The organism is Erwinia sp. BNK-24-b (assembly GCF_047456155.1).
Lineage (GTDB): Bacteria > Pseudomonadota > Gammaproteobacteria > Enterobacterales > Enterobacteriaceae > Erwinia > Erwinia phyllosphaerae.
Genome location: NZ_CP179901.1, coordinates 4097976 through 4119615, shown reverse-complemented (window position 1 = coordinate 4119615; position 21640 = coordinate 4097976). Strand labels below are relative to the sequence as shown.

At 52.4% G+C, this 21640-nt stretch carries 18 protein-coding genes and 1 pseudogene; 10 read left to right on the top strand and 9 right to left on the bottom strand.

What is annotated here, in order from left to right:
- Positions 1 to 2 precede the first annotated feature (2 nt).
- Positions 3 to 623 (top strand): FKBP-type peptidyl-prolyl cis-trans isomerase, encoded by a 621-nt coding sequence (gene fklB / locus ACMGGR_RS19055; protein WP_246760833.1) that lies wholly within the window; start codon positions 3 to 5, stop codon positions 621 to 623.
- Positions 624 to 969: 346 nt separating this feature from the next.
- A complete protein-coding gene (locus ACMGGR_RS19050) occupies positions 970 to 1254 on the top strand; it encodes a hypothetical protein (protein ID WP_246760834.1) in 285 nt (94 codons plus the stop codon).
- Positions 1255 to 1464: 210 nt separating this feature from the next.
- Here the strand turns inward: ACMGGR_RS19050 and ACMGGR_RS19045 are convergent, their stop codons facing one another.
- Positions 1465 to 3405, bottom strand: coding sequence for a bifunctional 2',3'-cyclic-nucleotide 2'-phosphodiesterase/3'-nucleotidase (locus ACMGGR_RS19045; protein WP_414147613.1), 1941 nt, complete (start codon positions 3403 to 3405; stop codon positions 1465 to 1467).
- Positions 3406 to 3740: 335 nt separating this feature from the next.
- Here ACMGGR_RS19045 and cysQ point away from each other — a divergent pair, with 335 nt between their 5' ends.
- The gene (cysQ, locus tag ACMGGR_RS19040) at positions 3741 to 4481 is read left to right on the top strand and encodes a 3'(2'),5'-bisphosphate nucleotidase CysQ (RefSeq protein WP_246760836.1); all 741 of its coding nucleotides are present in this window, start codon (positions 3741 to 3743) and stop codon (positions 4479 to 4481) included.
- 40 nt (positions 4482 to 4521) lie between these two features.
- Here the strand turns inward: cysQ and ACMGGR_RS19035 are convergent, their stop codons facing one another.
- Positions 4522 to 5073, bottom strand: a complete 552-nt coding sequence (locus ACMGGR_RS19035) for a YtfJ family protein (protein ID WP_246761018.1) — start codon at positions 5071 to 5073, stop codon at positions 4522 to 4524.
- A gap of 301 nt (positions 5074 to 5374) precedes the next feature.
- On the opposite strand from ACMGGR_RS19035, the gene ACMGGR_RS19030 reads away from it, so the two are divergent.
- Positions 5375 to 5581 carry a DUF1107 domain-containing protein gene (locus tag ACMGGR_RS19030; protein ID WP_246760837.1) on the top strand — a complete coding sequence of 69 codons (207 nt, stop codon included), beginning with the start codon at positions 5375 to 5377 and terminating at the stop codon, positions 5579 to 5581.
- Between the two features lie 68 nt (positions 5582 to 5649).
- Here the strand turns inward: ACMGGR_RS19030 and ACMGGR_RS19025 are convergent.
- A pseudogene (locus ACMGGR_RS19025) lies at positions 5650 to 6977 on the bottom strand (hemolysin family protein).
- A 500-nt stretch (positions 6978 to 7477) separates the two neighbouring features.
- Here ACMGGR_RS19025 and tamA point away from each other — a divergent pair.
- The 4 genes from tamA to ACMGGR_RS19005 all read left to right on the top strand — a co-directional run bounded on the left by tamA (position 7478) and on the right by ACMGGR_RS19005 (position 13932).
- A complete protein-coding gene (gene tamA, locus ACMGGR_RS19020) occupies positions 7478 to 9217 on the top strand; it encodes an autotransporter assembly complex protein TamA (protein WP_414147612.1) in 1740 nt (579 codons plus the stop codon).
- Positions 9214 to 12987 (top strand): autotransporter assembly complex protein TamB, encoded by a 3774-nt coding sequence (tamB, locus tag ACMGGR_RS19015; protein WP_414147611.1) that lies wholly within the window; start codon positions 9214 to 9216, stop codon positions 12985 to 12987. Before tamA ends, tamB begins: the two co-directional genes overlap by 4 nt.
- A gap of 2 nt (positions 12988 to 12989) precedes the next feature.
- The gene (locus tag ACMGGR_RS19010; RefSeq protein ID WP_246760840.1) at positions 12990 to 13343 is read left to right on the top strand and encodes a gamma-glutamylcyclotransferase; all 354 of its coding nucleotides are present in this window, start codon (positions 12990 to 12992) and stop codon (positions 13341 to 13343) included.
- 148 nt (positions 13344 to 13491) lie between these two features.
- Positions 13492 to 13932, top strand: a complete 441-nt coding sequence (locus ACMGGR_RS19005; RefSeq protein WP_414147610.1) for a DUF29 domain-containing protein — start codon at positions 13492 to 13494, stop codon at positions 13930 to 13932.
- 51 nt (positions 13933 to 13983) lie between these two features.
- Here the strand turns inward: ACMGGR_RS19005 and ppa are convergent, their stop codons facing one another.
- Both ppa and fbp read right to left on the bottom strand, forming a co-directional pair.
- Positions 13984 to 14511 carry an inorganic diphosphatase gene (ppa, locus tag ACMGGR_RS19000; RefSeq protein ID WP_147194572.1) on the bottom strand — a complete coding sequence of 176 codons (528 nt, stop codon included), beginning with the start codon at positions 14509 to 14511 and terminating at the stop codon, positions 13984 to 13986.
- A 203-nt stretch (positions 14512 to 14714) separates the two neighbouring features.
- Entirely contained in the window at positions 14715 to 15713 is a 999-nt protein-coding gene (gene fbp / locus ACMGGR_RS18995; protein WP_246760842.1) for a class 1 fructose-bisphosphatase, read from the bottom strand.
- A 169-nt stretch (positions 15714 to 15882) separates the two neighbouring features.
- Between fbp and mpl the strand changes: the two genes are divergently transcribed.
- Positions 15883 to 17238 (top strand): UDP-N-acetylmuramate:L-alanyl-gamma-D-glutamyl-meso-diaminopimelate ligase, encoded by a 1356-nt coding sequence (gene mpl / locus ACMGGR_RS18990; protein ID WP_246760843.1) that lies wholly within the window; start codon positions 15883 to 15885, stop codon positions 17236 to 17238.
- A gap of 39 nt (positions 17239 to 17277) precedes the next feature.
- Here the strand turns inward: mpl and yjgA are convergent, their stop codons facing one another.
- A complete protein-coding gene (yjgA, locus tag ACMGGR_RS18985) occupies positions 17278 to 17823 on the bottom strand; it encodes a ribosome biogenesis factor YjgA (RefSeq protein ID WP_246760844.1) in 546 nt (181 codons plus the stop codon).
- 162 nt (positions 17824 to 17985) lie between these two features.
- On the opposite strand from yjgA, the gene pmbA reads away from it, so the two are divergent.
- Positions 17986 to 19326: a metalloprotease PmbA gene (gene pmbA, locus ACMGGR_RS18980; RefSeq protein ID WP_414147609.1), complete on the top strand. Its 1341-nt coding sequence runs from the start codon at positions 17986 to 17988 to the stop codon at positions 19324 to 19326.
- A gap of 108 nt (positions 19327 to 19434) precedes the next feature.
- Here pmbA and ACMGGR_RS18975 read toward each other — a convergent pair whose 3' ends face one another.
- Genes ACMGGR_RS18975 through ACMGGR_RS18965 form a run of 3 tightly spaced genes read right to left on the bottom strand, consistent with a single transcriptional unit; the run spans position 19435 to position 21415 of the window.
- Positions 19435 to 20022, bottom strand: a complete 588-nt coding sequence (locus tag ACMGGR_RS18975) for a LysE family translocator (protein WP_414147608.1) — start codon at positions 20020 to 20022, stop codon at positions 19435 to 19437.
- Positions 20022 to 20732 carry an SDR family NAD(P)-dependent oxidoreductase gene (locus ACMGGR_RS18970; protein WP_414147607.1) on the bottom strand — a complete coding sequence of 237 codons (711 nt, stop codon included), beginning with the start codon at positions 20730 to 20732 and terminating at the stop codon, positions 20022 to 20024. The genes ACMGGR_RS18975 and ACMGGR_RS18970 overlap by 1 nt, the downstream gene beginning before the upstream one ends.
- Entirely contained in the window at positions 20729 to 21415 is a 687-nt protein-coding gene (locus ACMGGR_RS18965) for a 2OG-Fe dioxygenase family protein (protein WP_246760848.1), read from the bottom strand. The genes ACMGGR_RS18970 and ACMGGR_RS18965 overlap by 4 nt, the downstream gene beginning before the upstream one ends.
- Between the last annotated feature and the right edge of the window lie 225 nt (positions 21416 to 21640).

The following is a 21640-nucleotide window of genomic DNA, read 5'->3' as shown; positions in this document are numbered from 1 at the left end:
CCATGACTACCCCTTCTTTAGACAGCGTAGAAGCGCAAGCAAGTTACGGTATCGGTTTACAGGTTGGCCAGCAGCTGCTGGAGTCTGGTCTGCAAGGTTTGCAGCCAGAAGCATTGCTGGCGGGCCTGCGTGATGCGCTGGAAGGGAATTCCCCGGCCGTGCCTGTAGATGTGGTACATCGCGCGCTGCGTGAAGTGCATGAGCGTGCCGACGGCGTTCGTCGCGAGCGTCAGCAGGCGATGGCTGCGGAAGGCCAGAAATTTCTGGAAGAGAACGGCCAGCGCGAAGGCGTGAACAGCACCGAATCTGGCCTGCAGTTCAGCGTTATCAAGCAGGGCGACGGCGCTATCCCGTCTCGTCAGGACCGCGTACGCGTTCACTATACTGGCAAACTGATTGACGGCAGCGTTTTCGACAGCTCCGTTGCGCGCGGCGAACCGGCAGAATTCCCGGTAAGCGGCGTGATCCCTGGCTGGATTGAAGCGCTGACGCTGATGCCGGTAGGCTCCAAATGGCAGCTGGTGATCCCACAAAACCTGGCCTACGGCGAGCGCGGTGCGGGCGCCTCTATTCCGCCATTCAGCACGCTGGTATTTGAAGTCGAGCTGTTAGAAATTTTATAATTTTGTATTATAGGGTTAACTAATCTCAATTGATTGGTTAAAAGTAGTGGCAACGCACTAACACTGTGTTGTCACCGCTATTTATAATGGCCGTACTTAAATAGAAATATCAAAATAGATTAATTTAATAATTATCTTTAAAGAGAGAAATTTATATTCATTCCTTTCTGTAATTAATTCACCTGTTTAATTTTCATGGTTGACTTATTTTAAAATATGCCCTAACCTCCCTTCCGTGGCTTAAGTCACACTCTTTATGGACTAATAAAGAGTTATATGAGTCAATTAAATCCTATGAATGATATAGCGTTTAATTAGATCTTTTATCAATTACAAGGAGTTTATCATGCGTGAATTAAAAACCTCAGAAGTAGAAGCCGTTTCAGGTGCAGGTATTATTGCCGATATGTCTGCTGGCATTGGCAACGCCATTGGTAATGTTGTTGATTCAGCCGCAGCTTTATTCGGTAAAACAACGACTTTTGCCAGCATCTCTGCGCAAATGGGCAAAGGTATCGGGCAATTTTTTGAGTTGAACTTCAGCGATGCGATGGACAATCTCCATACCAGTGTTTCTGATATGGTTGGCGCGATTACCTCGTTTTTTTCCAGCTCTGACACTAAGCTCTAATTTATAAATCACAGTAAAAATATTTAAGCTGACGTTTTGCATGGCTTCTTTATTGGACAATGCAGATAAAACGTAAAAATAAGCTTATCAGGCGCCTTAGACGATATAAAGAAAGATAGCAATGCGGCTTGTGCCGTATGAGAACTATATTCCAGCGCCTTTAAACTATGTAGGTAAGCCAGCATGTTAAATGCTGGCTTTTTTTACTGCTTATTGATGCAGGTTAATCTGGTAAATAGCGAAACCAATATCGTCACTTCCGGTTTTTTTCAGCGGATAATCCGCTCGTTCTTTTATAAAGTTTTCTGCTTTTTCCGAAGGCGAAGTTTCAAACCTGATATCCAGAGGAGTCTGGCCGTGAATTTTTGCCAGCCGCCAGTTTTTATCAGCCTGCGGATTAACTTTGCCAAACTTTTTCGTTTGGGATTCGATATAGGCGGCGACAATAGCGCGGTTTTCATCCGGAGCAGCAAAAGCCACATGCTTTTCTCCCGTCCCGGCGAATTTACCGCTGTAGGCCCGATAGTTATTGGTTGCTACCAGAAAAACAGCGTCTTCAGCAATCGGCTTTCCTTGCCACGTCAGATCGCGGATACGCGAAGCGTTGGCGTTAATCAGCTGGCATTCAGCGTCGTAGCGCGCAGGCTGTGTAACGTCAATCTGATAGTTAACGCCATCAATCACGTCAAAATTATAAGTGCGGAAATCCCAGTTAATCAGCGACTGCGGCTTAGCGCTGGCCGGATCTATCTGGTTGTACTGCCCGGCCGAGCACTCCAGCCACTCTTTAACTTCTTTACCGCTAACCTTCATGGCCACCAGCGTATTAGGATAAAGGTAGAGATCCGCTGCGTTACGGAACGTCAGCTGGCCTTTTTCAACTTCCACATAGCTGGCAGGATCGTTCTTACGGCCGCCCGCTTTAAAAGGCGCGGCAGCGGACAGCACGGGCAGCCGCGCCAGATCCGGATCGCCCTGAATAAAGCGCTCCACGTAATCCCGCTGGGCGTTATTGACTATCTGCACCGTCGGGTCGTCCTGAACCAGTGATAAATAGCTGTACATCACGTCAGCCGATTTGCCGATGGGTTTACTGACAAAATCGCGCGTGGCTTTGTGGTCCGGCTCCATGACCTTCAGTATCGCGCTGTCTTCGGCCGCCAGTGATTTTTTGGCGGCCGTATCGTAAATCGGACGCGCCTGCGCCGTGGCGTCGATAACCTGCCAGCGCCCTGAATCATTATTTAACACCAGATCGACTACGCCAAGATGGTCGCCCCACATACCCGGCATCACCGCAGGAATGCCGTTCAGCGTTCCTTTGGCAATATCAGCGCCTTTGATGGCGGCAAAATCCTTGCCTGGGAAAACCGCGTGAGCGTGACCAAACAGGATAGCGTCTATCCCCGCCACCTGGCTCAGGTAGTAAACGGAGTTTTCCGCCATGGCGTGCCAGGGTTCGCTGGAAAGGCCAGAATGCGGGATGGCCACAATCAGATCGGCACCCTGTTTACGCATTTCCGGCACCCATTTGCGTGCGGTTTCGGTAATATCTTCCACGGTAACTTTGCCGCTAAGATTTTTTTTATCCCACGTCAGGATCTGCGGCGGCACAAAACCGATATAGCCAACCTTGAGCTGGTGCGTTTTTCCTTCCCGATCGGTTACTTCCACGGCCTTGATCAGGAAAGGTGTAAACATCGGTTTTCCCGTATGGGTATCAATGATATTCGCGTTGATATAGGGAAACCTGGCGCCGCTAATGGCTTTATGCAGATAGTCCAGGCCGTAGTTGAATTCATGGTTGCCCAGGTTACCCACGGTGTAATCCAGCGTATTCATCGCCTTGTAAACCGGATGAACCTCACCCTGCTGCAATCCTTTAGCGGCGGCGTAATCGCCAAGCGGGCTGCCCTGAATGATGTCGCCATTATCAACCAGCACGCTGTTGGCCACCTCGCCGCGAGCCGCTTTAATCAGCGTCGCCGTGCGCACCAGGCCAAATTTTTCGGTGGCGCTGTCTTTGTAATAGTCATAGTCCATCATATTGCTGTGTAGATCGGTCGTTTCCAACAGACGGAAATCCAGCGTGGCGGCATGCAGAACGCTGCTTACCAGTAGAGCGCCCAGCGTCACAATGTGTTTGCTCATCTCTTCTCCTTGATTGGGTGTATTCAGTCCATAACGTCGCAAAGTTTCATAAAACTAATACCTTCTGTCTCACAGATATGTGACCAGCGACAAATATTTTTCTCTTATAGTGACGATATGCCGCTGATGGCGAAGCCTTCAGGACGACGAGCGGCCAGATTTAGTGGAAAAACAGCAGCTCCTGCGGCATAAAATAAATTATGCTATTGATAATTAAGCCCTGACGGATTGCGGTTAGGTCAGCCTGCGGCACCAGGCTAAGATCATACTGAGTACTGGCGTAAAGACGTGCAGCGATCGACCGCCGACGGCCAACGCTAATAAAGAGGTGAAAAATGTTAAACCCTATATGTCAGCTGGCACGCGATGCGGGTGCCGCTATTATGCAGATCTACAATAGCCAGACGCCGCTGGACATCGAAAAGAAATCGGATGACTCTCCGGTAACCGCTGCGGATATTGCCGCACACAAAATTATTCTGCAGGGGCTTGGTGAACTGACGCCGGATATTCCGGTTCTGTCGGAAGAGGATCCGCCAGGCTGGGAAATTCGCCAGCACTGGCAGCGCTACTGGCTGGTTGATCCGCTGGACGGCACCAAAGAGTTCATCAAGCGTAACGGTGAGTTTACCGTTAACATCGCGCTGATTGAAAACGGCAAGCCGGTGCTGGGCGTGGTTTATGCGCCGGTGATGGACGTGATGTACTCTGCCGCTGAAGGTAAGGCGTGGAAAGAAGAGGGCGGGGTGAAAAATCAGATCCACGTGCGCGAAGCTCGTCCGCCGCTGGTCGTAGTAAGCCGTTCTCACAGCGATACCGAGCTGGAAGACTATCTGAACCAGCTGGGCGAGCACCAGACCATTGCTATTGGCTCTTCGCTGAAGTTTTGCCTGGTGGCCGAAGGCAAAGCGCAGCTCTATCCGCGTTTTGGGCCAACTAACATCTGGGATACTGGCGCAGGCCATGCGGTGGCGATTGCGGCTGGCGCACACGTACACGACTGGCAGGGTAAAACGCTCGACTATGCCCCGCGCGAAGCTTTTCTGAATCCTGGCTTTCGCGTGTCGATCTTCTAGCCGCTTTTAGTGGAGGCGAGTTTGCCTCCACGGCAAAAAACTAACGCAGCAGCGTACGTACCAGCTCAATAACCTGCGGTATTTCCTGCTGCGTCAGCGCCCCATCTTTGACAAAACGCACTCGCCCCGTTTTATCCAGCACGATAATAGCCGACCCTTCATCCTCTAACTGCCACGCTTTTTTAGCGATGCCGTTGCTGTCGATAATAAATTGCGACCACGGATACTGTTTTTTGCCGGTACGGATACTGTTGCGTACAAACATGCTGGTGCCGGGAATCGCATCATCGGTATTAATCAGCGTGGTGGTTTGATAACGGTCGCGAGGAAAGTGGGCGGCGGTAATCGCCTCGATCAGCGCCGCGTTCTTTTCTTTAGCCGAGGCGCGGCCAGCGATGTGTTGAACAATCCTGACCTTCCCGGGCAGCGCCGCGCTGTTCCAGTTCTGGTAACTAAATTCATCCTGCTGATAGCGCAGTTCGCCCCTGTCGGCTATACCTACGGGCGGCACGCGCTGTCCGGTAACCAGATTATGGGCGCTGGCGAGCAGCGGGAAGAGGATAAACAGCGTTAGCAGAAGACGAACAAACATAATTTTAATGCCGGAATGAGTAGTCATGTTCCTGCAATAATAAACGTGGATGATGCGTCTGTCGCCGGGATACAACATCTTTGCAACACAACGCACAATTCCGACATGCTTGAAGGTTTATACTGCCTCAACGCCACAAGCTGACAGAGCCTACTGTCATGATGTGTAAAAACAGTAAAAAAAGTCAGCTTTCGGAATATTGGAAGTGAAACCTGGTCTATAGTGTACCCACTTTGTGCTGCAAAGATTCGTACCGAGCCTGGACACGACACAGCACGTATTATCTTTCAGGAGTAGTAACATGAAGATTTTCCAGCGATATAATCCGCTGCAGGTAGCTAAATACGTCAAAACCCTGTTTCGAGGCAGAATTTATATTAAAGACGTAGGCGCATTTGAATTTGATAAGGGCAAAATCCTGATCCCACGCATTAAAGATAAGCAGCACTACAGCGTGATGTCAGAAGTGAACCGTCAGGTTCTGCGGCTGCAGACCGAGTTCAACTAACGCCAGTGAGACAGCCGCAAGGCTGGAAGGCATAAGAAGAAGGCGCGATATTCGCGCCTTTTCTGTTTTTATTCTTCGACTATTTTGCTCAGCACCGCCGTCGCGCTGGTGCGGGCCTCATCAATTCGCGTCACCAGTAGCTGATCGATACGGTAGCTGTCGATATCCACCACCTCAAACTTGTAGCCGTGAAACTTCACGAAGTCGGTGCGCTTAGGGATTTTTCTCAGCATATACATCATAAAGCCGCCGATGGTTTCGTAGTTGCCGGACTGCGGGAATTCATCAATATCCAGCACGCGCATCACGTCATCAATTGGCGTACCGCCTTCGACCAGCCAGGAGTTTTCGTCGCGCGCGACAATCTGCTCTTCCATACCCTGACCGACCAGATCGCCCATCAGCGTGGTCATCACGTCGTTCAGCGTGATAATCCCTACTACCAGCGCATATTCGTTCATGATCACCGCAAAGTCTTCCCCGGCGGTTTTAAAGCTTTCCAGCGCTTCCGAAAGCGTCAGCGTATCCGGCACGATAAGCGCTGAACGGATCTGCACGCCGCTGTTGAGCGCCATACTCTGGTTGCCCAGCACGCGCAGCAGCAGCTCTTTGGAATCCACATAGCCGACAATGTGATCGATATCATCATTACAGACCAGAAACTTGGAATGAGGATGGTTAGCGATTTTTTCCTTCAGGCTGGCTTCTTCTTCGTGCAGGTTAAACCACACTACGTTTTCACGCGAGGTCATAGAGGAGGGCACGGTGCGCGATTCCAGCTCAAACACGTTTTCAATCAGCTCATGTTCCTGCTTGCGCAGTACGCCAGCCAGCGCGCCCGCTTCTACGACCGCATAAATGTCATCGGAAGTAATATCGTCTTTGCGCACCAGCGGAATTTTAAACAGGCGGAAAATGATATTGGCGCCACCGTTAAAGAACCAGACCAGCGGGCGAAAGATAAACAGGCACAGCCGCATTGGATTAATAATTTTTAGCGCAATAACTTCCGGCGCAATCATCCCCAGCCGCTTGGGAAAAAGGTCGGCGAAAAGGATAAACAGGCTGGTTACCAGCGTAAAGGAAGCGATAAAGCTGAGCTGTTCTGCCAGCTCCGGGCTGGCTACGCGATCGAAAAGCGTACGGAAAACCGGTGAAAAGGCAGAGTCGCCCACAATACCGCCAAGGATAGCCACGGCGTTAAGGCCAATCTGCACCACGGTAAAAAACATGCCGGGCGTTTCCTGCATCTTCAATACCCGTTGGGCGTTGATATTGCCGTCGTCCGCCAGCAGCTTGAGTTTAATTTTGCGTGAAGCCGCCAGAGAGATTTCTGAAAGAGAAAAAACGAGCTGATCGCAATCAGCATTAAGATGACAAGCAAGCTGTCTAACATAGAACATCCGTTAAGTGGCCGGGTCAGTCGCTTTTGCTAAAAAGGCGCTGAAGCAGGCCTTGAGTTGAATACCTGTCATTTTTGGCCTGGGCAGCGCGTAGCGCACATCCTGTACTGTTGAATAACGCTATCCGTGCCAAAAATGTCTGCACCACTGGAAGGGCAGAATTACGTTATCGGGCCGCAGCGCGGCCTTCGCAGTGGATTATAACCGTGGTGAGGATTGCTTACAATTGCGGCGCTGTAAGAGGGACCGCAGGTTAAGGGAGGTAAGATTTATCCGAGTATACGGCCAATCCCGCTCGCGACAGGCCATTCCTTCACGATCCCCGGTTGTAACCTGGCGATTCTTTGCACACAATAACGCAAAATTTGGCTTTTCGAAGAAAAAGAGCCTCTGAGCCCGCAAAATATTGCCATGCTTAAGCGGGCCATTTCACCCTTTATTTAGCGGTTGTGCCCATCTGGAATCTGGGCTGGCAACAAAATCAGGAGTTAGCGTGCCACGAATTCATGTCTATTGCATGTTATGTCTGATCGCTGCCGCACCCGTCGCTCAGGCGGCTACGGTGCGCTTGCAGGTCACTGGCTTATCCGGGGAATTACAAAAAAACGTGCGTGCCAGGCTGTCGACTATCTCCAGCGAGGAGATCTCTGCCGATGGCCGCTTTCGCGCGCGCGTAAGCGAAGCGATAAAAGAGGGACTCAAGGCGCTGGGCTACTACGAGCCGGAGATTGAGTTTGAGCTGCAGCCGCCGCCTGCGGGCGGAAAACGTCCGGTCCTGCTGACTAAAGTCACGCCGGGCCAGCCGGTCAAGCTCGCGGGCGAAACGGTCATTATTCGTGGCGAAGCCCGCACTGACGAAGATTACCAGCAGTTGCTCAGCAAAGGGAAAGGCAAAATTGGCGGCGTGCTTAACCACAGCGACTATGACAGCTTTAAAAGCTCGTTAGGCAATCTGGCATTGCGTAAAGGCTACTTCGACGGCGACTACCGCAAAAGCCAGCTGGGCGTCTCCGTCGCGCGGCACCAAGCCTTTTGGGACATCGATTATGACAGCGGCCAGCGCTATCGCTTTGGCGATGTAAGCTTTGAAGGATCGCAAATCCGCGAAGAGTATCTGCAAAACCTGGTGCCGTTTAAAAAGGGTGATTACTACAACTCGCGCGATCTGGCCGAGCTGAACCGTCGCCTTTCCGCTACCGGCTGGTTTAACTCCGTGGTCGTTGCTCCGCAGTTTGATAAGGGCCGTAAAGACAAAATTTTACCGCTGCACGGCGTAGTCAGTCCGCGCACCGAAAACACCATTGAAACCGGTGTGGGTTATTCCACAGACGTCGGGCCAAGAGTCAAAGCCACCTGGAAAAGGCCGTGGGTTAACTCTTACGGCCATAGCTTTACCACCAGCGCGAATATTTCCGCGCCGGAGCAGCAGCTTGATTTCAGCTATAAAATTCCGCTACTAAAAAATCCGGTAGAGCAGTATTACCTGCTGCAGGGCGGCCTGAAGAGAACGGATCTGAACGATACCAAATCCGATTCGACTACGCTGGCCGCCTCGCGCTACTGGGAATCGTCTACGGGCTGGCAGCGCGCCGTTAACCTGCACTGGAGCCTGGATCACTTTACCCAGGGCAACGTGACCAATACCACCATGCTGATTTACCCCGGCGTCAGCGTCAATCGTACGCGTTCGCGCGGCGGCCTGATGCCGACATGGGGCGATTCTCAGCGCTACTCGCTGGACGTTTCCGATACCACCTGGGGCTCGGACATCGACTTTGCCGTTGTTCAGGCGCAGAACGTCTGGATACGCACGCTGGCGGACAAGCATCGCTTTGTTTTTCGCGGCAACCTTGGCTGGATAGAAACCAGCGATTTCGACCGCGTGCCGCCTGATTTACGCTTCTTCGCGGGGGGCGATCGCAGCATTCGCGGCTACAAATATAAAGGCATCTCGCCGCGCGATGACGATGGCAAGCTGACCGGTGCTTCTAAACTGGCTACGGGCTCGGTGGAATACCAGTACAACGTCACCGGCAAATGGTGGGGCGCGGTCTTTATCGATTCCGGGGAAGCGGTCAACGACATCGCCCAAAGCAATTTTAAAACCGGTGCGGGCTTCGGCGTGCGCTGGCAGTCGCCGGTTGGGCCGATCAAGCTGGATATCGCCCGGCCCATTGGCGATAGCGAAAATCGAAATCTACAGTTCTATATCGGTTTGGGGCCTGAACTATGAAGCTCTGGAAAAAGGTCCTTATTGGCATCCTGATTTTCCTGGCCGTGCTGCTCGGCAGCGTGGCATTTTTAATTGGTACGACGACCGGCCTGCATCTGGTACTGAAAGGCGCGACGCGCTGGGTGCCGGGGCTGGCTATCAAACAGGTCAACGGCGGCTGGCGAGATCTGCGGCTGACGGGCGTGCAGTATGAGATGCCGGGCGTGACGGTCAACGCCGGCGAATTTCATCTGGCGCTCAATCTGGGCTGCCTGAAGCACAGCGCCTTCTGCGTTAACGATCTGGCACTGCGGGACGTTAGCGTGGTGGTGGACAGTAAAAAGATGGCGCCCGCGGCACCGGATACCAAAGAAGACGATGCTTCTTCTGGCGATCTCAGCACGCCTTATCCCATTACTTTGCGTCATCTGGCGCTGCATAACGTTACGGTCAAAGTAGATGACACAGCGATTTCGCTGGCGGATTTCACTTCTGGTCTGGGCTGGCAGCAGCGCGCGTTAACCTTAACGCCGACCCACATTCAGGGATTGCTGATTGCGCTACCGAAGGCGGCTAAAGTCGCTGATGAACAAATCGTCCAGCCAAAGGTGCAGCAGCCAAAAACGCAGGAGCCGCCGCTGGGCGAAACCCTGAAAGCGATGTTTGCTAAACCGCTGTTACCGGCTCTGCCCGACTTTAAAATGCCGCTGGATGTGAATATCCAGCAGATTCTTGGCGAACAGCTGCGCATTACCGGCGATACCGATATCGCCATCACGCGGCTGCTGGTTAAAGCGCAAACTCAGGCGCGGCTGCTGCATCTTGAGACGCTGGATGTGGATTCGCCACAGGGACAGCTCAATGCCAGCGGGCAGGCGCAGCTCGCCGATAACTGGCCGGTTAATTTTAACCTCACCAGCTCGCTGAATATCGATCCGCTGAAGGGCGAAAAGATCAAAATGACCGTCGGCGGCGGCCTGCGTGAGCAGCTGGATCTGGCGCTGAATCTTTCCGGTCCGGTACGCATGCAGCTTGATGCCCACACAAAGCTGGCGGAAGCTGGCCTGCCTCTGGCAATGACGCTGCAAAGCTCGCAGCTGCGCTGGCCGCTAAGCGGCGAAACGCAGTATCAGGCGGATAACCTGAACTTCAGCTTTAAAGGCAAGGCGACGGACTATGTGATGTCGCTGAAAACCGCGCTGCGCGGCCAGTCGATTCCGCCAGCCACGCTGACGCTGGACGGCAAAGGCAACGTGGAGCAGTTCTCGCTGGATAAGCTACGGCTGGCGGCGCTGGAAGGCACCACCGAGCTCACCGCGCTGGTGGACTGGAGCAAAGCAATCAGCTGGCGCAGCGAGCTTCAGCTCACCGGCATCAATACCGCGCGGCAATATCCGGACTGGCCAGCGAAGCTGGACGGTAAAATCACCACGCGCGGCAGCCTGTATGGCGGTAGCTGGCAAATGCGCGTGCCGGAGCTGAAGCTGCGCGGCAACGTAAAACAGAATGCGGTCAGCGCCGACGGCTCGCTTTACGGCAATAGCTATAACCAGTGGGATATTCCCGGCATCAGGCTGGTACTGGGCCGTAATAATATCGACCTGAAAGGCTCGCTGGGCGACAAGCTGGCGCTGGATGCCAATATCGATGCGCAGCATCTGGATAACGCGCTGCCGGGCCTCGGCGGCGTAGCCAAAGGCACAGTTAAAGCGCGTGGAGATTTGAAAGCGCCTCAACTGCTGGCCGACTTAACCGCGACCGGTCTGCGCTGGCAGGCGATGAGTATCGCTCGCGTGGCGTTGCAGGGCGACGTCAAATCAGCCGAACAGGTTCAGGGTAAGGTGTCGCTACGTGTTGATGGCGTGAAGCAGGATGCACTGACAATTAACCGTCTGGATCTGGACGCCAGCGGTGATGAAAAGGCGCATCAGCTGAAGCTGACGGTTAACGGCAAACCGGTTTCCGGTCAGCTACAGCTGAACGGCAGCTTCGATCGTAGCCAGCAGCGCTGGCGCGGCACGCTCAATAACACGCACTTTGACACGCCGGTAGGAGAATGGCGCTTAACGCGCGCTATCGCGCTCGACTACCTTAACAGCAGCCAGACGGTTTCAGTGGGGCCACACTGTTGGCAAAACCCCAATGCCGAGCTGTGCGTACCGCAAACTATCGAAGCTGGCCCGGCTGGCCATGCGAAGGTCACGCTGAACCGTTTCGATCTGGCGATGATTAAACCTTTCCTGGGCGATGATACGCAGCTCAGTGGCGTATTCAGCGGCGATGCTGATGTCAGCTGGACGGCGGATGGCGGTTTACCACAGGGTCGCGTCTCGCTGAAAGGCAACGGCGTGAAGGTGGCGCAGAATGTCGATGGCAATACGCTGCCGATAGCTTTCGACACGCTAAACCTGAATGCCGCGCTGCGTAACGGCCGCGCGCAGCTCGACTGGTTAATCCGCATTGCGAAAAACGGCCAGCTGGATGGCAACGTGCAGATTACCGATCCGCAGGTTAAACGCGGTCTTTCCGGCAACGTTAATATCAAAAATATCGATCTGGCGCTGATCAATCCGGCGCTGATGAAGGGTGAAAAGGCCGCTGGCATGTTAAACAGCGCGCTACGCCTGGGCGGTAGCCTGCAAAAACCGCAGATTTTCGGCCAGCTCGGCCTGAGAAACGTCGATATTAACGGCAGCTTTATGCCGGTTGACCTGACGGGCGCGAACGTCAATATGGTCTTTAACGGCATGAGCTCTACGCTGGAAGGGCTGATTCAGACTTCTCACGGGCAGCTGGCGCTAAACGGCAACGCCGACTGGGCGCAGCTGAACGCCTGGCGAGCGCGTATCGCCGCGAAGGGTAGCAAGATCCGCGTCACCGTACCGCCGATGGTGCGTATGGATGTTTCGCCGGATCTGGAGTTCGAGGCCACGCCGGAGGCGTTTAACCTCAATGGTCGCGTTGATATTCCATGGGCGCGCGTTATCGTGCAGGAAGTTCCGGAAAGCGCGGTGGGCGTCTCTTCTGACGAAGTCATGCTGGATGAAAACCTGAAGCCGATTGCGCCGAAAAGCACGTCGATCCCAATCAACAGTAACCTGGTGATCCACGTTGGCGACGACGTACGGCTCAGCGCCTTTGGTCTGAAAGCCAAACTGAATGGCGATCTTAAGCTGGCGCAGGATAAGCGCGGGCTGGGGCTGAATGGACAGATCAATATCCCTTCAGGCCGCTTCCATGCCTATGGTCAGGACCTGATTGTGCGCAAAGGCGAGCTGCAGTTCTCCGGCCCGGCGGACCAGCCTTATCTTAATATCGAGGCGATCCGTAACCCGGAAGCGACGGAAGATGACGTCACTGTTGGTGTACGCGTGACCGGTCTGGCGGATGAGCCTAAGGCAGAGGTCTTCTCCGACCCGGCCATGTCGCAGCAGGAAGCGCTCTCTTATCTGCTGCGCGGACAGGGTTTAGATGCCACCGGCAGCGACAGTAGCGCATTAACCTCGGCACTTGTGGGATTAGGGCTTGCACAAAGTGGGCAGGTTGTGGGTAAAATCGGGGAGACTTTCGGCGTAAGTAATCTCGCGCTGGATACGGCAGGCGTTGGCGACAGCCAGCAGGTGCAGGTCAGCGGCTACGTGCTGCCGGGTCTACAGGTAAAATACGGTGTCGGCATATTTGATTCACTGGCGACGTTAACTCTACGTTATCGCCTGATGCCCAAACTCTATTTGGAAGCGGTGTCTGGTGTTGACCAGGCCCTCGATGTGCTTTATCAGTTTGAGTTCTAGCAATGCGAATAATTGTCTACGGCAGCCTGAGACGAAAGCAAGGCAACAGTCACTGGATGACCAACGGGCAGTGGCTGGGCGATCACCAAATCGACGGCTATGAGCTATACAATCTGGGCCTCTATCCCGGCGTCATTGCGGGTAGCGGCCAGGTTTACTGTGAAGTTTACCGGGTGGACGCCTCTACGCTGGGCGAGCTTGATGCGCTCAGAACCAAAGGCGGCGAGTATAAACGTGAGCTGATGCCAACGCCTTACGGCAGCGCCTGGCTCTACGTTTATCAACGTTCGGTAAAAGGAAAGCAACGTATAACCAGCGGAGACTGGCTACGGCGGGACGACCAGGATCCGGCTTAACCCATAAATAAAAACACCGCTCACTGAGCGGTGTTTTTTTATCTGTCCGCTGCGGCGTGCTGCGCAAAAATGAAGCGTTATTTTGACGGCATTTTCAAACTCTGACAGACTTCTTGTCATCAATATTGATTCTTTAGCAGAGAAAACCATGGCTTCTCAATATGAAAGTGATTTTTATGGCTGGACGCTGGAACAGGCGGGGTTACTGCAAACGGGTAACCTGGATCAGCTGGACACAAGGAACCTGCTTGAGGAAATCAGAAGCATGGGCAACAGTGAACGCCGCGAACTGGAATCGCGCCTTGAGGTGTTATTTATGCATCTGCTGAAATGGCAATATCAGCCTGCTTATCGGGGACGCAGCTGGCAGCTGGCAATCGCGGAACAGCGCAGAAAAATAGTCCGTCGGCTGGCGCGCAATCCCAGTCTGAAAAGTGAATTAGCAGATTTGACGGTGGATGTTTGGGGGGATGTGCTACTTTCTGCCGCAAGGGAAACGGGGGCAGAAGCCAGCGATTTTCCACAGAAGCTGCCGTGGAGCTGGGAACAGCTTATGGACAATGCTTTTTTTCCAGATAGTCATAAATAAAAACACCGCTCATTGAGCGGTGTTTTTTTATCTGTCCGAAAGCGCAGAAGCTTACTTCTTAGCGCGTTCGAAAGAGGCAACGATTTCAGCTTTCGCCGCTTCAGCGTTGTCCCAGCCTTCCACTTTAACCCATTTGCCTTTTTCCAGCGCTTTATACTGCTCGAAGAAGTGGGTGATCTGTGCGCGCAGCAGTTCTGGCAGGTCGTTCACATCTTTAATGTGATCGTATTCTTTAGTCAGCTTGGTGTGCGGAACCGCCACCAGCTTGGCATCTTCACCAGACTCATCGGTCATTTTCAGCACGCCAACCGGACGGCAGCGAATAACCGAACCCGGCTGCAGTGGGTATGGCGTCGGCACCAGCACGTCTACCGGATCTCCATCCAGAGACAGGGTGTGGTTGATGTAGCCGTAGTTGCACGGGTAAAACATGGCGGTAGACATGAAACGGTCTACAAACAGCGTGCCGGAGTCTTTATCTACTTCATATTTGATCGGATCGGCATTGGCCGGAATTTCGATCACAACGTAGATATCTTCTGGCAGATCTTTACCCGCTGGAACCTGGTTTAAACTCATGGTGAATTCCTTTAATCGTCTTAAATCAAGTGACGCTCATTATAGCCAACTGGATATAAAAGTATTCCCCCTTTTTGGGCTTTCGGAATGCTCCAGTATGGCGTGCGTATGCGCTGCCTATGGCGATAAAATCCGGTAGAAAAAGCGGGTTTTAAGCCATAAAAAAGGGCGATGCTGAGATCGCCCTTAACCGAAATTTTGTCTTAAGCGTCCGGGTATTCGCGCAGGAAACGTTCGGTGTCGTCGACCATATCGGTGTTGCCGACAAAGAACGGCGAGCGCTGGTGCAGCGTTTCCGGCACCAGGTCCAGGATACGGTTTTTACCGTCGCTGGCTTTACCGCCGGCCTGCTCGGCCAGGAACGCCATCGGGTTGCACTCATACAGCAGGCGCAGCTTGCCTTGTGGATGGCTGGCGGTGCTTGGGTAGAGATAGATACCGCCCTTCAGCAGGTTGCGATGGAAATCCGCCACCAGAGAGCCGATATAGCGCGAGGTATAAGGACGACGGGTAAGCTTGTCTTCTTCCTGGCAGAATTTCAGGTACTTCTTCACGCCCTGAGGGAAACGGATGTAGTTTCCTTCGTTAATGGAATAGGTATAACCCTTTTCCGGGAACGCCATTTTTTCTGCGCTGAGGCAGAACACGCCCAGCGAAGGATCGTAGGTAAAGGCGTGGACGCCACAGCCGGTAGTGTAAACCAGCATGGTGGAAGAGCCGTAAACCACGTAGCCCGCAGCGACCTGCTGGCTGCCCGGCTGCAGGAAATCTTCTTCCGTTACGCGCGTGCCCGGCGGCGTGATGCGACGGTAGATAGAGAAGATGGTGCCTACGGAAACGTTTACGTCAATGTTTGAAGAGCCGTCCAGCGGATCCATCAGCACCACATACTTGCCGTTTTCCACGCCTTCGAAAATGACGATTTCGTCTTCTTCTTCAGAGGCGATACCGGCAACGATGCCGCGCGCCTTCAGTGCGGCCTTCAGTTTCTCGTTGGCAAACAGATCGAGTTTCATCTGCTGTTCGCCCTGAACGTTTTCTACGCCGCTGGCGCCCAGAATATCGACCAGGCCCGCTTTGTTAATGTCGCGGTGAATGATTTTTGCGCCCAGCTTGATAGCTGAAATCAGCGCCGTCAGCTCACCTGTGGCGTGAGGAAAGTCGTGTTGCTTCTCGACGATAAATTCGCCTAACGTTTTCATAACACAATCCCTGAATCTGCGGTTGAACAGCAGCCTGTGAAACAAACTGCCAACGTATGTCGAGGCAGTTTAGCTGAATGAGGGGTAAAGAACATAGGGCAAATTCCGTTTCTTCCGCACGATGAGGACGCTACACTGTGCACCGACCCTTTCAGTAAACGGACCTTTTATGCGTATTCACATCCTCGGTATCTGCGGCACTTTCATGGGCGGTCTGGCAATGCTGGCCCGATCGCTGGGCCATGAAGTGACCGGTTCTGATGCCAACGTTTATCCGCCGATGAGCACGCTTTTAGAAAAGCAAGGTATTGATTTAATTCAGGGATACGATGCATCCCAGCTCGATCCAGCGCCCGATTTAGTGATTATCGGCAACGCGATGACCCGCGGTAACGCCTGTGTCGAAGCGGTGCTGGAACGTAATATTCCTTACCTTTCCGGGCCGCAGTGGCTGCACGATTTTGTGCTGCGTGACCGCTGGGTAATTGCGGTTGCCGGAACGCACGGAAAAACCACGACGGCAGGCATGACAGCATGGATCCTACAGGCCTGCGGGCTGGAACCGGGCTTTGTTATCGGCGGCGTGCCGGGGAACTTCGACGTATCGGCAACTTTAGGAAAAAGCCCATTCTTCGTAATTGAAGCGGACGAATATGACTGCGCCTTCTTCGATAAACGTTCCAAATTTGTGCACTACTGCCCGCGTACGCTGATCCTCAATAACCTGGAATTCGATCACGCGGATATTTTTGACGATCTGCGCGCCATTCAGCGTCAGTTCCACCATCTGGTACGTATCGTACCGGGCCAGGGCCGCATTATCCTGCCGGAACATGACAGCAATCTGAAACAGGTTATCGCGATGGGCTGCTGGAGCGAGCAGGAAAGTACCGGGGAAGCCGGACGCTGGCAGGCGAAAAAGCTCACGCCGGACGCATCGCACTGGGAAGTCTGGCTGGACGGCGAGCGCGTAGCGGAAGTGAACTGGTCGCTGGTGGGCGAACACAACATGCATAACGGCATGATGGCTATCGCCGCCGCGCGCCATGTTGGCGTCAGGCCAGAAGATGCAGGACGAGCGCTGGATGACTTTATTAACGCGCGCCGTCGTCTGGAACTGCGTGGCGAAGCCAACGGCATCAAGGTTTACGACGATTTCGCCCATCATCCTACCGCTATTCTGGCAACCATGACGGCGCTGCGCAGCAAAGTGGGGGGCAGAGCGCGTATCCTGGCGGTACTGGAGCCGCGTTCCAACACCATGAAAATGGGCGTGAGCAAGGACGATCTGGCCCCGGCGCTGGGAAGAGCGGACGAAGTCTTTTTGCTACAGCCGCACCATATTCCCTGGCAGGTAGCGGAAGTTGCGGAAGCCTGCGTGCAGCCAGCACACTGGAGCGCAGATGTAGATACGCTGGTAGAGATGATTGCGAAAACCGCGCAGCCGGGCGACTACATTCTGGTAATGAGCAACGGCGGCTTTGGCGGCATTCACCAGAAACTGCTGGACAGGCTGGCTAAGTAACGCTGCGGGGCGCTGCGGGCGTATCAACCCGCAGCGTTGTCAGGAGGCTTCGGCCAGTTCGCGCAGATACTGGAAAATCTGGCGGGCAGATTTCGGCGGCTTATTGGCCGCTTTTTCTTTTTGCGCATTGCGGATCATCGAACGCAGCTGCTGGCGGTCGGCATCCGGATAAAGCTGTAGCACGTCGGCCATCGCGTCATCGCCTTCGGCAATCAGACGATCGCGCAGCATTTCCAGCTTGTGGAACAGCGCAACCTGCTGGTTGTGACGGTTCTTCAGCTTGTCCAGCGCCTGGCGGATCGGGTCTTCATCGCGCGAACGCAGCATTTTACCAATCAGCTGCAGCTGACGGCGGCGTCCTTCCTTTTTAATTTTCTGCGCCAGCTCAATGGCGGCACGAAGATCTTCGTCCAGCGGGATTTTATCCAGCGAATTGCTGCTCAGATCCACCAGCTCGGCACCCAGGCGCTTTAGCTCCTCGGCGTCACGTTTGATTTCACTTTTACTGACCCAGATAATCTCATCGTCATCTTCTTCGTTGCTATCTGGTACTTCATCGAGCCAGTCGTCAGGCTGCTTGGTCATGGGAGGCTCCCTAAAAAAGAGGCTAATGCTATCAGGAAACTCAGGCTACTGCGAAATTGTTCTCTGAGTCTGTTAGACTCAGGTAAACCTCAACCCCTGAAGAGTCCGGAAATCTGGTGATTTACACCCAGAAAAACCCTCTGTTAATTATATGGTAGGTCAATGAAATTACTCTCCCAAGTTGCAGAACAGCGTAAAACCCTCGAACAGGCGGTAGCGACAGCACTCGAACTGGCCAAAGCCAGCACCGATGGGGCGGAAGTTGCCGTGACCAGAACCACAGGTATCAGCGTAAGCACCCGCTACGGCGAGGTAGAGAACGTTGAATTTAACAGCGATGGCGCGCTGGGCATCACCGTTTATCACCAGAACCGTAAAGGTAGCGCCTCGTCCACCGATCTCAGTCCGGATGCGATTGCGCGCACCGTGCAGGCCGCTGTCGACATTGCTCGCTACACCTCAGCCGATCCTTTCGCTGGCGTAGCGGATCGTGAGCTGCTGGCGTTTGACGCACCGGATCTGGATCTTTTCCATCCTTCCGATCTCGATCCGGATAAAGCGATTGAAATAGCGGCCCGCGCGGAACAGGCCGCGCTGGCAGCCGACGAGCGCATTACCAATACCGAAGGCGGCAGCTTTAACAGCCATATCGGCATGAAGGTATTTGGCAACAGCCACGGTATGATCCAGGGCTACTCTTCCAGCCGCCACTCTGTTTCGGCCAGCGTGATTGCCGAAGCCGGCGGCGACATGGAGCGCGACTATGCCTACACCATTGGCCGCGCGATGGAAGATTTAAAATCGCCGGAATGGGTAGGTGAAGAGTGTGCACGCCGCACGCTGTCGCGCCTTTCGCCACGCAAGCTTTCCACGATGAAGGCACCGGTTATTTTCGCTGCTGAAGTGGCGACCGGACTGTTTGGCCATCTGGTCGGTGCCATCAGCGGCGGCAGCGTTTACCGAAAATCTACCTTCCTGCTTGATGCGATGGGCCAGCAGATCCTGCCTGAATGGCTGACGATTCAGGAACAGCCGCATCTGCTTAAAGGGCTGGCGTCGACGCCGTTTGACAGTGAAGGCGTACGGACCGAGAAGCGCGACATCATTAAGGACGGCGTGCTGCAAACCTGGCTGCTGACCAGCTACTCAGCGCGCAAGCTGGGCTTGAAAAGCACCGGCCACGCGGGCGGCATCCATAACTGGCGTATTAACGGCCAGGGCGACAGCTTTGAGCAGCTGCTGAAAAAGATGGGCACGGGCCTGGTGGTGACTGAACTGATGGGGCAGGGCGTCAGCGGCATCACCGGTGACTATTCACGCGGCGCGGCGGGTTTCTGGGTTGAAAACGGCGTGATCCAGTATCCGGTCAGTGAAATTACTATCGCAGGCAACCTGAAAGATATGTGGCGCAACATGGTCACCATCGGCAGCGATATCGAAACCCGCAGTAATATTCAGTGTGGTTCCGTTCTGATCCCGGAAATGAAAATCGCCGGTCAGTAACGCAATCAAGAAGAGGCCGCCCGGCCTCTTCTTTTTTACAGCGCAATCTTATCAAAGCTTTTCTCTAAATCTGCTTAAGTCTTCATTGCGGGCTTCACGCCGCTGAGGTTAAATCCATAAAAAGACTACGGCGACTAACAGCAGCAGGCCAAAGATCTTATCCTGATTTTTACTGAACGCGCTCTCTTTGTTTTTGAGAATGACATCCGCTGAATAACTCCAGACCAGATGGGACAGCAAGTTACAGAGCGTAATGATGACGGCTAAGGCAATTCCGTAGACGTGGTTGGTAGCCTGCTGTGAAAACAAAGAAAAAATCGTGATGATGATAGTGATGTTTTTAGGATTAAGCGCCTGGGCTAAAACACCATGAAAGAAGCCGCCGCGAACCTCTTTCTTTTTATTAACGTCAGATTTAGAAGTCAGCATCAGGTAAGCAATATAGAGCATGTAGCCGCTGCCCAGGACTTTAGCTACGAGCGAAAGCATCGTAAATCTGCTTAATATTTCCTCTGCGCCAAACGCCACAATTAAAGAATAAATGAACGGAAGAACCTGTAGGCCTCCGATAAACTTTAATGTCTTCTTAAAACCGGCTGATGATGCAAGGCTTAAACACAATATATTGGTTGGACCCGGAGAGAGAGCCAAAGGTAAATTAACCAAAAGGGCACTAAGTATAAATTTTGTATCCATTAGATATCCTTAAATGCAGACCAGCCGCCATCGACAAACAGAGTGCTTCCGGTGGTAAAAGAGGATTTTGACGACAGTAAAAAAAGAACGGCTTCGGCTACCTCTGCTACTGTGCCGGTTCTTTTTAAAATATGATTGTTATTTATCTTCCGCATTAACGCATCATCACTGTAATATTGCTCAGTCAACGATGTTCTGATTACGCCCGGCGCTACCGAATTTACCCTGATGTTTTTGTGCGCCAGTTCAACGGCCAGGCATTTTGTCAGGCCGATAAGGGCGTGCTTGCTGGAAACGTAGGCGCTTCTGTCAGGCTCGCCTAAAACACCTGAAACCGATGAGATATTTACGACGGAAGCGCCAGACTTTAACCTGCCTTGTAACGACTGCACAGCGATGAAAAAGGAGTCTACGTTAACGCTAAACACCTTTTTCCATTCTTTGTAGGTAAGATCGGAAAGTGAACAAATTTCTCTGATTCCGGCACTGTAAATAATGCCATCCAGTGCTAAGTCATCCGGCAACGCTCTTAATGTTTTTTCCACCTCTTCCGGTTTTGACAGGTCAACAAAAAAGTAGTCGTTTCCAGCATGTTTGGCATCGGGTTTTTTGATGTCAAAGATCGTCAGCTGATGGTTTTCATCAAGTAATTTTGACGCTACTTCTGCTCCAATCCCGCTGGCTCCCCCAAAAATTAAATAATGACTCATTTCTCCTGAACCTTACTTTCCAGGGTGACAAGCAGGATATCTCTGTAGCTTAATTCATCCTCATTTTTACAGCCCAACGGCGTTACCGCATGCAAAAAATCCCTTGTCAAAATCAGCGTATCCATAAAGTTTGATAAGTTTAGAACGCCTTCAATAGATTTTCCGTTTTCCGAAATGATGGAATCGCCGCCAACGGCGTTATCTGATTTAGACAGGAAATGCAAAAAAACTAACTCTTCATCATCTTTATGTAGCCACAGAGGAGAGCTATAGGATGGCGCATTAAATTTTGCACAATAGCGTATTGGATGGACGCCGATATTCATTTTTCGGAGGTGAGGGAAACTAGTAACAATATAGTTAACGTCTTTTGCCAGAATATCGTTGAAAAGGTCGTTTGAAAGCAAGTTCTCAGGCATTGGTCCAAACTTTCTATCTACTCCGCCGTCAACGTTATTTGAATCGTATGTTTGAAAATAGTCAGAGCTATCGGCAGGGGAAAGGCCTTTTTCAACGCTGTAGGTATATCGCTGATAAGCGCGTTTTCTTATTTCTCCCTTTGCGTAAGTATCAGGCTTTAGCCTGTCATATTCTTTTCGGAAAATATCCTGATACTGGCCGCTATTTTCCGCCGCTATGTATTCATTACCCTTTACAAAAATATCTTTTACTCTTTCGCTCATTAAAAATTTCTCATCCATACAGTATATTAAGCGGCACATATCTTAAACATCTTGTTAACAAACTCAAGATATACATAAGTTTTAATTATGTTTCAAGGTGTTTCTAAAGAAAGATCTATGGGAGGGTACGTAGAGGGTGTCTTATTAACTATTTGTTTTTATTTATTTTATTTAAATTATTGGGTGCTTTTTAAAATGATCGCTACCCTGGCGTTTTTCTTATTG

Bases quoted from the DNA above. Each gene is read 5' to 3' on its own strand.
- ACMGGR_RS18965 (WP_246760848.1), bottom strand. From the start codon at position 21,415: ATGAGCGAAAGAGTAAAAGATATTTTTGTAAAGGGTAATGAATACATA.
- ACMGGR_RS19030 (WP_246760837.1), top strand. From the start codon at position 5,375: ATGAAGATTTTCCAGCGATATAATCCGCTGCAGGTAGCTAAATACGTC.
- ACMGGR_RS19035 (WP_246761018.1), bottom strand. From the start codon at position 5,073: ATGTTTGTTCGTCTTCTGCTAACGCTGTTTATCCTCTTCCCGCTGCTC.
- mpl (WP_246760843.1), top strand. From the start codon at position 15,883: ATGCGTATTCACATCCTCGGTATCTGCGGCACTTTCATGGGCGGTCTG.
- pmbA (WP_414147609.1), top strand. From the start codon at position 17,986: ATGAAATTACTCTCCCAAGTTGCAGAACAGCGTAAAACCCTCGAACAG.
- ACMGGR_RS19005 (WP_414147610.1), top strand. From the start codon at position 13,492: ATGGCTTCTCAATATGAAAGTGATTTTTATGGCTGGACGCTGGAACAG.
- yjgA (WP_246760844.1), bottom strand. From the start codon at position 17,823: ATGACCAAGCAGCCTGACGACTGGCTCGATGAAGTACCAGATAGCAAC.
- ACMGGR_RS19010 (WP_246760840.1), top strand. From the start codon at position 12,990: ATGCGAATAATTGTCTACGGCAGCCTGAGACGAAAGCAAGGCAACAGT.
- ACMGGR_RS19045 (WP_414147613.1), bottom strand. From the start codon at position 3,405: ATGAGCAAACACATTGTGACGCTGGGCGCTCTACTGGTAAGCAGCGTT.
- fbp (WP_246760842.1), bottom strand. From the start codon at position 15,713: ATGAAAACGTTAGGCGAATTTATCGTCGAGAAGCAACACGACTTTCCT.
- ppa (WP_147194572.1), bottom strand. From the start codon at position 14,511: ATGAGTTTAAACCAGGTTCCAGCGGGTAAAGATCTGCCAGAAGATATC.
- tamB (WP_414147611.1), top strand. From the start codon at position 9,214: ATGAAGCTCTGGAAAAAGGTCCTTATTGGCATCCTGATTTTCCTGGCC.
- ACMGGR_RS18970 (WP_414147607.1), bottom strand. From the start codon at position 20,732: ATGAGTCATTATTTAATTTTTGGGGGAGCCAGCGGGATTGGAGCAGAA.
- fklB (WP_246760833.1), top strand. From the start codon at position 3: ATGACTACCCCTTCTTTAGACAGCGTAGAAGCGCAAGCAAGTTACGGT.
- ACMGGR_RS18975 (WP_414147608.1), bottom strand. From the start codon at position 20,022: ATGGATACAAAATTTATACTTAGTGCCCTTTTGGTTAATTTACCTTTG.
- ACMGGR_RS19050 (WP_246760834.1), top strand. From the start codon at position 970: ATGCGTGAATTAAAAACCTCAGAAGTAGAAGCCGTTTCAGGTGCAGGT.
- cysQ (WP_246760836.1), top strand. From the start codon at position 3,741: ATGTTAAACCCTATATGTCAGCTGGCACGCGATGCGGGTGCCGCTATT.